We start from the raw sequence: 15,317 nt of genomic DNA, 5'->3' as shown, positions 1-15,317 counted from the left end.
CGTCAAACACGGCGCCTCTATGGCAAATTTTTTATGGGAGTGGGCAGGAGAAGATGAATAACATTGAAACGTATTATCCCGTTACTCCTTTGCAGCAAGGACTCATTTTCCACAGCTTGTTGGAACCAGAGTCTGGAGCCTATATCGTACAGATGGGTTTGAAGCTGCAAGGTCCCTTGAACATTCCGTTATTCGAACAGGCATGGCAATGCCTCGTAGACAGACACGCTATTTTTCGCACCAGGTTTATTGGCGGTAAAGTAAAAGAATACGTCCAGGTTGTCTTGAAAGAGCTGAAGGTTTCCCTGGTGGAACATGACATTATTCATCTTTCCTCCTCCGAACAAGAATCGTTTCTTCATACCTTTACCAAAGATGATCGCAAACGTGGTTTCAATATCGAAGAAGCGCCGTTGATGAGATTAAATCTATTCCATTTAAATAGGAATACCTTTCATTTTTCGTGGACGTTACACCACGTGCTGATAGACGGATGGAGTATGCCGCTAGTCTTCGGGGAAGTGTTTGCGGCGTACAACATGCTATGCAAAGGGCAGCCTGTACAACTTCCTCCGGTTAAATCTTACCGTGACTACATCGTCTGGCTGAAAAAGCAGGACTTGAATCAAGCGGAGGCGTTTTGGCGCACGAATCTACACGGCTTTACGGAAACCACGCCACTTTCATTCGGTCGAGCGTACAAAAACCCGTACCTGGATCAGAAAAATTATCGGGAGCTAGATCTGACCGTTTCCGAGGCAATCTCCAAATCATTACAGACATTGGCTCGTCAACATCGCCTGACGGTCAACACGATTGTACAAGGCGCATGGGCACTCCTGTTGAATCGCTACAGTGGACAGGACGACATTATTTTCGGTGCCACTGTATCCGGACGTCCTGCCGATTTGCCTGGAGTCGAGACGATGATCGGTCTGTTTATTAATACGCTCCCTGTCCGCGTGCAGGTAAAAGCGGAGGAGAGCGTAATCAATTGGCTCAAATCTCTGCAACAACAGCAAGCCGACTTCCGCCAGTACGAATATACCCCATTAGTGGAAATCCAAGGCTGGAGCGACTTGCCGCGTGGACAATCTCTGTTTGAGAGTATTCTCGTCTTTGAAAATACGCCTGTCGGTAATTCTAGCGGTGGTAGTGGAGAGAGTGAGCTTTCGATCGTAGATGTACAATCCGAGGAGCAAACCAATTATCCGTTTACCTTGGTTGCAGCTTCAGGCAAAACAATCGATATCAAAGTCAAATTTGATGAGAGTCAGTTTGAGCTTTCATCTATTGAGCGAGTTCTTGATCAGCTTCATTCACTACTAATCTCCATCTCCAAAAACGCCAAGCAACGGATTGCTGACCTTTCGCTGATCAGCGAAAACGAACGTGAACAGGTCCTCGTTCAGTGGAACCAGACGGCGGAGGAATATCCGAGCGGACTGTGCGTTCATCAGGCGTTTGAACAACAAGTGGAGAAATCACCAGATGCAATTGCCGTTACCTATAAAAACGTAGAACTAACCTACAAGGAACTAAACGAGCGTGCAAACCAACTGGCCCATCAGCTCATAAGTAAAGGGGTAAAACCAGATACACTCGTCGGCATATGCGTGCATCGTTCCCCCGAGATGATCATCGGTATACTCGGTGTTTTAAAATCGGGAGCTGCCTACGTACCAATTGACCCGGCATACCCGCAAGAGCGCATCGACTATATGATCGAGGATTCACAAACAAATGTTTTGCTGACCCAGCAGTCTCTTGTGGATATCTTGCCAGCAACACAGGCGAATGTCATTTGTATAGACAGCAATCATGTAACGAATGAACCTATCGTTACCGTTGCTTGCAAGGTCACAGAACATAACCTTGCCTACGTAATTTATACGTCTGGTTCAACAGGACAGCCAAAAGGGGTTATGGTAGAGCACCACAGTGTGATAAACATGGCTCACGCCTTGATCCATGCGTTTGATATTCAGCCAACGAGTCGTGTCCTGCAATTTACCTCGTTTAGCTTCGACGTATCGGTGTCTGAGATTGTGATGGCCTTACTCGCTGGTGCGACGCTAGTCATAGAGGATCGAGAGTCCCTTTTGCCAGGCCCTGAACTGATCCAGGTTTTGCAAGAACAACGCATTACCACCGTATCCATGGTTTCTTCCGTACTGGCAGCACTACCTGAAGCTGACCTGCCTGACCTTTGCACCTTGATTGTGGGCGGAGAAGCTCCAAGCCGTGAACTTGTGGCACGCTATGCGGCGAATCGCCAGTTCTTCAACTGCTACGGTCCAACGGAAGCAACGGTCTGCTCCACGATGATGCGTTGCCAGGCTGGAATGAGCAATCCGCCAATCGGTCGTCCAATTGCCAACGCGACGATGTACGTTTTGGATGCAAATAGGCAGCCCGTGCCTATCGGCGTACCAGGTGAACTGTATATCGGAGGAAAAGGCTTGGCTCGCGGCTACTGGAATCGTCCAGAACAAACAGAGGAGCGCTTTATCACTCATCCGTTCGGAAAAGAAGGAGAGCTACTGTATCGGACGGGTGACCTGGTTCGATATCTGGAAGACGGAAACCTCGAATTCCTTGGACGTATGGATGATCAAGTCAAAATTCGCGGTTTCCGTATTGAATTGGGGGAAATTGAAAATTCGCTCAGACAGCATCCTGCCGTCTATGAAGCTGTGGTCATCGTCCGTGATGAAAAAGCGGGAGGCAAACGCTTGGCCGCTTATCTGGTAGCAAAGAGAGATATGCCAACCGCGGAGGAGCTCGTTCTTTTCCTGAAAGAATCGTTACCTGAATACATGATACCAGCAGGCTTTGTATGGCTAGAGACGATTCCACTCACGGTTAATGGAAAAGTAGACCGACGAACACTACCAGTACCAGATTGGGGACAACTTTCCACACAGCGTATTTATGTTGCCCCCCGTACTCCTACAGAGGAGCTGGTAGCCAACATCTGGTCGCAGGTTCTCTCGGTAGAACGAGTCGGTAGCTACGACGATTTCTTTGAGCTTGGAGGCCATTCTCTTTTGGCTACGCAAACCATCTCCCGCTTAAAAGAAGCGTTTCGCGTAGATTTACCGCTCCGTGCTTTATTTGAACATTCGACAGTCAACAGACTCAGCGAATTGATTGTAACCATGAACGAGGACAAATCTGGACTCTCCAGTATTCCGCTCGTACCCGTTGCACGAGATCGACATTTGCCGCTCTCGTTTGCACAGCAGCGTTTATGGTTCTTTGACCGCTTGATGCCAAACAGTGCGCTCTACAACATCCCAACTGCCGTTCGCTTGCAAGGAGAGCTAAACATTGAAGCCCTCGAGCAAAGTTTGCAAATGATTATCTGCCGTCACGAAAGCTTGCGTACAACGTTCACCGACATTAACGGAGAAGCTGTTCAGGTGATTCATCCAGAGGTTGATTGGAAACTGAGCAGAATGGATATACGAGAGCTGCCAGATGATAGACGAGACGACGAAGGACAACGCTTGACCAAAGAAGATGCGAAAAAGCCGTTTGACCTCGTCACAGGGCCGCTCATGCGTGCGACGATTATTCAAACAGGAGAGCAGGATTTTATCTTTCTGCTGAACGTACACCATATCATCGCTGATGGTTGGTCAGCGGGTGTTCTACTCAGCGAGTTATTTACCTGCTATGAGGCATTTAGCAAATCAGAAGTACCGCAACTTACCAACCTGCCTATACAATACGCAGATTATGCGGCATGGCAGCGCGAATGGCTTACAGGTGACGTATTGGAAAAACAACTGTCCTACTGGCGTGCAAAGCTGGGCGGAGCAGAACCGTTACTCGCTTTGCCGACAGATCGTCCGCGTCCTGCTGTTCAGTCCTATGAAGGAAACAGCATCACACTGATGTATGACAAAGAATTGATGACGAACCTGCTTTCTTTGAGCAAACGCGAAGGTACGACGTTGTTTATGACGTTGCTCGCCGCATTCCAAGTATTCCTGTATCGATATACGGGACAGGATGACATTCTCGTCGGTACTCCTGTAGCAGGACGCGGTCACCAAGAGACAGAAGGATTAATTGGATTTTTCATCAACACATTGGCCATGCGAACAGATTTGTCAGGCGACCCTAGCTTTAGAGAGGTACTAAGCCTTGTGCGGGAAACAGCCTTGGGAGCCTATTCTCATCAAGATCTCCCCTTTGAAAAGCTCGTAGACGAGCTGCAATTAGAGCGCAGTCTCAGTTACTCACCATTGTTCCAAGTGATGTTCGTTCTGCAAAATATTCCGGTTCAGGTAGAAGCACTTGAAGGGATTCGCATTTTGCCACCAAAAGGTAGTCAACAGGTAGAGACAACCAAGTTTGATCTCACTTTGACGATGGCTGAAACGGCAGAAGGCCTGTCCGCTACATTCGAGTACAACACATCTCTCTTTAATCAGAACACAGTAGAAAGAATGATCGAACACTTTACACAGCTGCTCAAAGCCGTTGCTTCCAACGCAAATCAAGCCATCACCGCTCTACAACTGATGGGAGAAACGGAGCAGCAGCAGGTAGTAACTGAATGGAACAACACCGAAGTTGCCTACTCCAAGGAGCATTGCGTGCATGAACTGGTGGATCAGATCGCGTATGAAATGCCCAACCAGCCGGCTGTTCTCACACGCGACCAATCTATTACCTATGCGGAATTGAATACCAAAGCGAATCAACTGGCGCATTATCTGCAGAAACAGGGAATCGGTCAGGAAAATCTGGTAGGGATCTGCGTTGAGCGCTCTATCGAGATGCTGATCGGTCAACTGGCTATCATGAAAGCTGGCGGTACCTACGTACCAATGGACCCAGCGTATCCCAAGGATCGCCTCGCCTTCATGATGCAGGATGCAGGCATGTCGATTGTACTTACACAAGCCAGTCTCGCAGAAAAACTCCCTGCGGGTACGAGCCAATTGATTTGCCTAGACTCAGATTGGGAGTCGATCGCCCAAGAAAGTACGACAACTCCCATGAACTTGATGACTACGACGAACCAGCTTGCTTATGTCATCTACACCTCTGGTTCGACAGGTACGCCAAAAGGGGTTGAGATCGAGCACGCCGCGCTTCTCAATCTAATTTCTTGGCATCAACGAGTATATAATGTCACGTCCGCAGATCGAGCATCGCAGATCTCAGGGACAGCATTTGACGCCTCTGTATGGGAAATTTGGCCTTATTTAACAAAAGGGTCCACACTTTATTTGCCAGAAGAGGAAATCCGTCTCGTACCGGATAAACTCCGTGATTGGCTCATCCATTCAGAGATCACCCTCAGCTTTTTGCCGACGCCTTTAACAGAGAGCTTGCTGGCTCTGGATTGGCCGAGCCATACCAAGCTTCGTTACATGCTGACAGGAGGAGACAAGCTCCATCACTATTCAAGTGTGAATCTGCCGTTTACGCTGGTGAACCAATACGGCCCAACCGAGAACGCAGTCGTAGCAACAGCTGGTATCGTTCCGATAGGGGCAGGACAAAGCTTTGCACCATCCATTGGACGTCCGATTGACAACGTGCAAATCTATATTCTCGATGCGCGTATGCAGCCTGTTCCCGTAGGAGTCACTGGTGAGCTATACATTGGTGGAAGTTCCTTGGCGCGCGGCTACCTGAACCGTCCCGAACTGACACAAGAGCGCTTTGTCACTCATCCTTTTAGCGGAATAGAAGGAGCACGTCTCTATCGTACAGGGGATTTGGTGCGCTACCTGGCGGACAGCAACATTGAGTTCATCGGTCGTGCAGATGATCAGACGAGTATTCGCGGATTCCGCGTCGAACTGGGGGAAGTAGAAACAGCCATTCTCGCACATCCTGCGGTAAAAGAAGCAGTGGTCACTGTCTGCACGGATCAACAAGGAACGAAACGTCTTACTTCCTACCTTGTTTTAGAAGAGGACACGGAGATTGCCACAAGTGACATCCGCAAAGCACTAAAGGAAGTACTGCCTGATTACATGGTTCCTGCGTTTTTCATCCCGTTAAATTATCTGCCGCTTACACCAAACGGCAAGGTAGATCGTAAAAATTTGCCTGCACCCGATTTCAATCGTCCTGAGTTGGAAGGACAATTTGTCTCACCAACTACAGAGAAGGAGCAACAGCTTGCCGCTATATGGAAAGAAGTTCTCGGTATTGATCAAGTTGGCATACACGATAATTTCTTCGAGCTGGGCGGTGATTCGATTCTCAGTATCCAGATTGTGTCACGTGCGAATCAATCAGGTCTAAGGCTCACTCCGAAGCAATTATTCGAGTACCAAACTATTGCTGAATTAGCAGAGGTCGTAGAGGAAAAAGAAGCGATCCTTGCTGAGCAAGGTCCTATTATCGGCGAATTGCCACTCTTGCCAATTCAGAAGTGGTTCTTCCAGCTTCCATTGGAGAACAGACATCACTGGAATCAATCCGTGCTGCTCTCCATCCAGGCAGGCATTGATCAGGAAGCACTGAAACAAGCGGTAGGGCACTTACTCATTCAGCATGATGCTTTACGCATGCGCTATACACAGACAGAACTCGGCTGGGAGCAAGAGATGGATGCGCCAAGTGATGCGATTCCATTCCGGATCGAAAATCTGTCCCACCTTACACCAGATGAGCAGTTCAAGGCCATCGAAAAGATTGCAGATGAGACGCAGGCAAGTCTGAATTTGTTTGAAGGGCATGTAGTTCAGTCCATTTATTTCGATTTGGGTCAAGACCAACGCAATCGTCTATTGATCGTCGCCCATCACTTAGTCATAGACGGGGTATCGTGGCGCATCATTCTCGAGGACTTGCAAAACGCCTATCAACAAATTGCCGCAGGGCAAGAGGTGAAACTACCTGCGAAAACGACATCTTACAAAGTATGGGCTGATGAACTGGAGCGCTACGCGAATTCAGATGCTTTGGAAAACGAAAAAAGATACTGGATGAGCAAATCCTCTGTCGATTCAGCACAACTACCTGTGGACGTGACAGAGGCTGGTGAAAATACAGAAGCAACGACAAAGTCCGTCAGCGCTACATTGACCAAAGAAGAAACCAAAGCACTACTGCAAAACGTCCCGCAGGCTTACCGCACCCAGATCAACGACGTCCTGCTAACCGCTTTGGCGAAGTCACTTACTCGATGGACGGGTAATCGTTCTGTTTTCGTAAACGTAGAAGGGCATGGCCGTGAAGAGTTGTCAGAGAGAATCGATCTGTCCCGTACCATCGGCTGGTTCACCAGCATGTATCCGGTGCATCTTCAATGGGACGAAACATTCTCCGTAGGAAAAGCACTTTTGACGACCAAAGAAGAACTGCGTGCGATCCCAAACAAAGGGCTTGGTTATGGCGTTCTTCGTTACCTCCATGGAGATCAGAATATTGTCGATGAAATTGCCCGCATTCAATCACAAGTGCTGTTTAACTACATGGGCAAAATCGATCAAATTGTCGATGGCGATTCCTTATTTGGCGGGGCACCTGAGTCCAGCGGTTCCAACCTGAGTTCGGACGCGGGGCGACACCACCTGATCGACGTAAATGGTGTCGTTGCAGGGGAACAACTGCATATGACTTGGCGATACAGTGAGAAGATTCATCTAGAGAGCACGATTACAGCAGTCGCGAAGGACTTCATGGATGCGCTTCGTGAGATTATAGCCCATTGTGCAACTGAGGAAGCTGGCGGTTACTCCCCATCTGATTTTCCTCTGGCTGAATTGGATCAGAAGAGCATCGACAAGCATATCGGCTCTGACCGACACATCGAGGATATCTATACACTTTCTCCGCTCCAACAGGGGATGCTGTTCCACTCCCTGTATGCAAGCGACAGCGGGGATTACGTCGTCCAATTTGCGATTGATTTCAAAAACCTGAATGTGCCGGTATTCGAGCAAGCATGGCAAAAAGTGATGGACCGCCATTCCATTCTAAGAACTCACTTCGTCTGGGAAGGTTTGAATCAAGCACACCAAATTGTACGCAAAGAGGTTAGAGTTTCTCTTCGTCAGGAAGATTGGCGCCATCTGCATTCGGATGTACAGGATGAGATGTTTATCGCTTTTCTAGAGGAAGACCGTAGACGAAGCTTCGATATTACACATGTACCTTTGTCACGATGGGTTGTCTTCCGAACAGGAGAAGAAAGGTATCGTTTCGTTTGGAGCTTCCATCACGTTCTCCTTGATGGTTGGAGTGTTCCTTTGGTATTGAATGAACTATTTGCCTATTATGCGGCGATCAGCGAAGGCCAAGAAGTTAAACTTGGACATCCTCAGCCGTTTTCCCAGTACATTGCTTGGTTGAAACGTCAGGATATGCAGGAAGCCAAGCGCTTCTGGATAAACCAACTAAAAGGCTTCCACGAGCCAACCAGCTTGGGAATGAGCAAAGCAGTAGTCACCGCGGGGCCGAAGCAATACGAAGAGAAGAGCGTCCTCCTGTCAGAAGAGACAAGCGAGCACTTGCAAAAATTCGTACGCGAACACCAGTTAACACTCAATACCGTGGTACAAGCGGCGTGGGGCTGGATTCTGGGAAGCTACAGCGGGGAAGAGGAAGTCATTTTTGGTGCGACAGGTTCAGGTCGTCCGGCAGACCTCTCCAATGTTGAGACGATTGTAGGCTCCTTCATCAATACCTTACCTGTTCGGATATCCTTGCAGCCGAACGCGACGGTGCTAGAGTGGCTGAGAGACTTGCAGCATAGACAGTTAGAGATACGCCAATATGAATACACTCCGCTGTTCGACATCCAAGGATGGAGCGAATTGCCGCGTGGATCTGCGCTGTTTGAATCGATACTCGTATTCGAGAACTATCCGGCTGTACAAGCAACAGTGCAAGAAACAGAAGAGTCCAGTTCAGCTTCGTCCAGTGTTTCTTTGGAAATCCACGACGTAGCAGCAGTCGAACAAACGAATTATCCACTTACCTTGGTGGCAGCGCCAGGCAAGCAAGTGGCCATCAAGCTCAAGTATGAACAAAACCGTTTTGATGACACGATGATCGACAGGGTCTTGAACCAAATTACCCAACTGATGGTCACTATGAGCAAGACTCCAGAGATGCATCTTGGTGACGTGACATTGATAGACGATGTCGAGCGCGAGCAAGTACTCATCGGTTGGAATCGCACGGAGAAGGAGTATCCACGCGAACTTTGCATCCATCAGGCATTTGAACAACAAGTCGCGAAAACTCCTGAACATATTGCCCTTGAGTATAAACAACAAGACATGACTTATGCGGAGCTGAACCAAAGAGCCAACCAGTTAGCGCATCTGCTTCTCGCTCAAGGCGTGCAACCTGATACGACGGTTACGATCTGCGTGGAACGCTCCATGGAAATGATCGTTGGCATTCTTGGTGTATTAAAAGCGGGAGCAGCCTATGTCCCGATCGATCCAGCTCATCCTGAAGAAAGAATGGCCTTCATCTTGGAAGATTCACAAGCAGCTGTCGTGTTAACACAAGAGAGACTTGCAGAGCCATTCACAAAAACGAACGCGAAAGTCATCTGCTTGGATGAAGAAGAACTGTTCTACGAGCAGATTTCCGTAGAAAACGCACAAAGCGGTGTCGTAGCAACTAATCTCGCCTATGTCATCTACACATCCGGTACCACTGGGTTGCCAAAAGGGGTAGCTGTTGAACATCGCAGTGTGATGAATATGGTTCAGGCTTACATGAACTACTTCGAAATAAACGAGTCCAGCCGTGTCCTGCAATTTACGTCATTTGGTTTCGACGTTTCCATTTCTGAGATGCTACAGGCTCTGCTCTCTGGAGGAACGTTAGTCATCGAAGATCGTGAGTCTCTGCTACCAGGCCCAGACCTCGTTCGCACCCTTCGTGAACGTCGCATCAGCAAGGTATCGATGGCATCTTCGGTACTCGCGTCACTACCAGTTGAAGAGTACCCGGATCTAGTCTGCCTTGAGGTGGGAGGAGACGCATGCAGCCGTGAACTGGTTGCCCACTATGCAAAAGGACGAAAATTTTATAACTGCTACGGACCGACGGAAGCAACAGTTGGTACGGTCATCGCTCTTTTAACAGACGCTGACAATGCCCTGACTATTGGTCGTCCATTCCCGAATACCAAGCTGTACGTGTTAGATCGAAATCTCCAGCCAGTTCCTATCGGTGTTCCGGGAGAGCTGTACATTGGTGGCGAGAGTCTGTCGCGTGGTTATTGGAATCGTCCAGAGCTTACAGCAGAGCGTTTTATTCCGAATCCATTCGGTCAACCGGGAGAACGACTCTATCGAACAGGCGACCTCGTTCGTTATCTGCCAGATGGCAACGTGGACTACATCGGTCGTGTCGACGATCAGGTAAAAATCCGTGGGTTCCGTATCGAGTTAGGCGAAATTGCAGAGGCATTGAGACAACATGAAGCAATCAAAGAAGCAGTCGTTATTGCGCGAGAAGCTAGACCTGGTGACAAACGATTGGTAGCGTATCTGACCAATGCTTTGGAGCAGGAGACGGCCACAGACGAAATCAAGCTCTGGCTCAAAGAGAAACTTCCCGAGTACATGATCCCGACGCATTTCATGTGGCTTGCGGAAATTCGCCTTACGGTCAACGGAAAAATTGACCGCAAAGCATTACCTACGCCCGATTGGGCCCAGCTTACAGCCATATATGTCGCTCCACGTACACCAGTGGAAGAAATGGTCGCCAACGTTTTTTCTGAAATCCTCTCCATAGAGAAAGTGGGCGTACACGACAACTTTTTCGAATTAGGCGGACACTCCCTACTCGCAACGCAGACAGTTTCTCGCCTGCGGGAAATCTTTGGGGTAGAGCTGCAAATTCGAACGTTGTTTGAATACCCAACAGTCGAAGGGCTTAGTGAACAGCTGGTTATGCTCACCAAACAAACATCCATCAAGATGGCTCCGCCGATTGTGAAAGTATCTCGCAAAGAACCGCTTCCATTGTCATTTACCCAGCAGCGTTTGTGGTTCCTGGAGCAGTTCACGCAAGGAAGCTCTGTCAACAATATCCCATCCTTCCTACGTATCCAAGGAGACCTCAACACATTCGCGTGGGAAGAAAGCTTGAAAGCCATCATACATCGTCACGAGAGCTTGCGTACTCGCTTTGAGGTTCATGACGGACGACCTGTTCAAGTGGTTCACCCTCAGGACGATTGGGTAATGAACCAAACCGATCTGCGAGCTATGGCCCCTGCTGAAAGGGAAGCAGAAGTCAAACGCCTTGCCGAGCAGGCCACACTCGAGCCATTTGACCTGACCAAAGGTCCGTTGCTCCGTGCAAATCTGGTTCAGCTTGACGAAAAAGACTTTGTGTTCCTGTTCGTGATGCACCACATTGCTGCAGACGGTTGGTCGATGGGAATTTTGATGAGCGAATTAATGACCAATTACAAAGCGTTTAGTCAAGGATTGGCATCGCCACTTACGGAATTGCCGATCCAATATGCAGATTTTGCCGTCTGGCAGCGTGAATGGTTAAGTGGAGAGGTTCTTGATGGACAGCTCGAGTACTGGAGAGAAAAACTCAAGGGCAGCGAACCATTACTGCAACTGCCAACAGATCGACCACGCCCACCTGTACAGACATACGAAGGAGAGAAGCTCACCATTCAGTTTGGAGCCGACCTCTTGGAAGCATTGCGTAATCTAAGCGGAAAAGAAACGACAACACTCTTCATGACATTGGTTGCAGCCTTCCAAACTCTGTTGTACCGCTATACGAATCAAGAAGATATTCTCGTCGGAACTCCGATTGCGGGACGTAATAAACAAGAGACGGAGCAGTTGATCGGTTACTTTATCAATACACTCGTCTTACGCACAGATATGTCAGGTCAACCAAGCTTCCGCGAATTGCTTGCGCGCGTTCGTGAGACTGCTCTGGGAGCTTATGCACACCAAGACGTTCCATTTGAAAAACTGTTAGATGAACTGCAGCTGGAGCGTAGCATGAGCTACTCGCCACTATTCCAGGTGATGTTTATTCTGCAAAACATCCCGATGCAGGTAGATCCTGTCGATGAAATTCAGATAAGCAGCTTTGACGTCGGCGCGGAAGCTGTCACCTCGAAGTTCGATTTGACGGTGACCATGGTGGAGACATCAGACGGTCTCATCGCTACCTTGGAGTACAACAAGGCGTTGTTTGATCATAGTACGATCGTTCGAATGTTTGATCATTTCCACAAGCTTCTGCAAGAAATCATTGCCAACCCGGATCAGTCAATCACCTTGCTACCGCTCATGCGTGAGGAAGAGGAGCAACGACTCATTACCGAATGGAATCGTACAGAAGCGCCATATTCGAAAGAAAAATGCGTTTATGAAATGATTGAGGACATGGTGGCGAAAGCCCCGGACAACATCGCTCTCATCGTAGGAGATCAAACGATTACCTACAGTGAATTGAACAGACAAGCGAACAAGCTGGCTCATTATTTGCGCAAGCAAGGAGTAGGACCCGAAGTGCTCGTCGGTGTCTGCGCACAGCGGACAACCGAGATGATGATTGGACTTTTGGCCATAATGAAAGCTGGCGGCGCCTATGTGCCAATCGACCCAAGCTATCCGGCAGACCGCATTGCCTACATCATCGAGCATTCACAGGTTCCAGTCCTATTAACGCAAGAAAATCTGCTACCAACTCTGCCTGAGCACCACGCCAAAGTGATCTGCCTAGATAGTGATTGGGAAGCAGTTGCCGACGAAAGCGAGGAGAACCCGACCAAGCTTGGGACTTCCGACAATTTGATTTATGTCATCTACACCTCAGGTTCAACAGGCAATCCAAAAGGTGTAGCACTCGAACATCGCAGTGTCATCTACTTCCTATCGTGGGCACACGACACATTCACACCAGAGGAGATGAGTGGCGTACTGTTCTCTACGTCAATCTGCTTTGACTTGTCTGTCTACGAAATGTTCGCCACACTGACCATGGGTGGCAAAGTGATCATGGCGGAAAATGCATTACAATTGCCAGCCTTACCAGCAGCCAATCAGGTGACATTGATCAATACAGTTCCGTCAGCAGCGATGGAGCTTGTGCGTATGAATGCTATTCCAGCATCGGTGCGCGTCATGAACCTATGCGGTGAGCCACTTTCTAACAAGCTGGCGCAGGAATTGTATACCTTTGAAAACGTAGAAAAAGTCTTTAATCTCTACGGACCGACAGAGGACACCGTTTACTCAACACATTCCATCGTGAAAAAAGGAGCCATCAGCGAACCACTAATCGGACGACCGCAGTTCAATACACAAGTATTTGTATTAGATAGCCATCGCAAACCTGTTCCGGTAGGCGTGCCGGGAGAATTGTACCTCAGTGGCTCAGGCTTAGCACGCGGCTATCTCCACCGCCCCGATCTGACCAAGGAACGCTTTGTGCAAAATCCATTCCGTGAGCCAGGGGAGAGAATGTACCGGACTGGCGATCTCGTACGCTACTTGCCAGATGGGAATCTTCAGTTTATGGGGCGTGTTGATTACCAGGTCAAAATCCGCGGGTACCGCATCGAGTTGGGCGAAATCGAATCTGTCCTGAGACGCCACCCTGATGTCAAGGAAGTCGTGCTGGTCGCTCGTGAAGACAGAGAAGGAGACAAACGTCTAGTAGCGTACATCGTGTTCGAAGAGAATCACACAAGTACGTCTAATGACCTGAACCACTTCCTGACTGACAAGCTTCCAGCCTATATGATCCCGCAACACTTTATGATCTTGGAGAGCTTACCGAAGACACCGAACGGTAAACTGGATCGCAAAGCGCTACCGAAGCCGGAATACGACCGCTCGGAATCAGGCGTCGAATACGTAGCACCGCAAACGCCAGTCGAGATCATGTTGCATACGCACTGGGTCGCCGTACTGGAAATGGACAAAATCGGCGTGCACGACAACTTCTTTGAAGTTGGCGGTCACTCATTGCTCGCTACCCAGCTTATCTTCAAGATTCGCGAAGAGCTGCAGCTTGAGGTACCACTGCGCATCCTGTTCGAGACCCCGACAATTGCGGGTATGGCAAAGACCATCGAGGAAATTCTCAAACACGGTCTTTCTGCTGTTTCCCATGACATCGACGCAAAGGATCTCAAGGATGAAGTCGTACTCGATCCAGCGATTCAGCCTGAACATCCGTACGTGGGTGATCCAAGCCAGTTCCAAGCAGCATTGTTGACAGGAGCCACTGGTTTCCTAGGTGCTTTCTTGTTGCGTGACCTGCTACAGATGACAAACGCTGACATTTACTGCCTCGTTCGAGCTTCTGACGAAGAGGAAGGAATTGCACGACTACGCAAAACATTAGAGCTATACGAGTTATGGAATGAGGAGCAGGCGCATCGGATCATTCCCGTAATCGGAGATTTGGCACAGCCACGACTCAATCTGTCCGACGATCAGTTCTCCGAGCTGGCGGAAAAAGTGGATGTGCTCTACCACAACGGCGCTCTCGTTAACTTTGTCTATCCGTACGCAGCCTTGAAGAAAGCAAACGTTAAAGGGACTGAGGAAATCCTCCGCCTCGCTGTAGCCAAAAAGACCAAGCCTGTGCATTTCGTCTCAACAATTTTCACGTTTGCATCCGAAGAAACGGAAGAATCCATGGCCTTCCGCGAAGAGGACATGCCAGAGAACAGTCGCGTCCTCACTTCCGGTTATACACAGAGCAAGTGGGTAGCCGAGCATCTCGTCAATCTCGCACGTGAACGCGGCATTCCAGCGGCGATCTACCGTTGCGGACGGATGACTGGGGACAGCGAAACAGGAGCATGCCAGAAGGACGACCTGATGTGGAGAATTGCAGCAGGGATTATCGATTTGGGCAAAGCTCCTGACATGAGCGGCGATCTGGACATGATGCCAGTTGATTTTGCAAGTAAAGGAATCGTTCATCTCTCTATGACCGAGCAGAGCTTGAGCGAAAACTTCCACTTGCTCAACCCGAACGCAACCGATTACGAAGACCTGATTTCAGCGATTCAAAACAGAGGATTTGTTTTGGAACGAGTCACCATGGATGAGTGGATTGAAGCGGTGCAAGAAGATGCGAAAGAAAAAGGAAACGAGGCCAACTCAGCTGCTCCGCTCGGCAACCTGTTCACAGACGGCCACACAAGCAGAGGCAGTGTAGTCTATGTAGGTAATAAAACGACTCGCTTGCTGCGCCAAAACGACATTGAATGCGCGGAAATCGACGAAGAAGTTTTTGGTAAAGTACTCGATTACTTTATCAGAAGCGGCCAACTAAAATTGCCTGAACAAGCTTTACAATAAAAA

At 48.9% G+C, this 15,317-nt stretch carries 1 protein-coding gene; it reads left to right on the top strand.

Features of this window, described 5'->3' with window-relative positions:
• Positions 1 to 53 precede the first annotated feature (53 nt).
• Positions 54 to 15,314 (top strand): linear gramicidin non-ribosomal peptide synthetase LgrD, encoded by a 15,261-nt coding sequence (lgrD, locus tag ACQ5DJ_RS05890; RefSeq protein WP_429841613.1) that lies wholly within the window; start codon positions 54 to 56, stop codon positions 15,312 to 15,314.
• The last annotated feature ends 3 nt before the right edge of the window (positions 15,315 to 15,317 follow it).

Origin of the sequence: Brevibacillus sp. FIR094 (assembly GCF_050477165.1) — a bacterium.
GTDB lineage: Bacteria > Bacillota > Bacilli > Brevibacillales > Brevibacillaceae > Brevibacillus.
This window is presented reverse-complemented; position numbering and strand designations above follow the sequence as displayed.

What these genes read in the sequence shown, in the direction of transcription:
- lgrD (WP_429841613.1), top strand. Translation starts at nt 54, where the DNA reads ATGAATAACATTGAAACGTATTATCCCGTTACTCCTTTGCAGCAAGGA.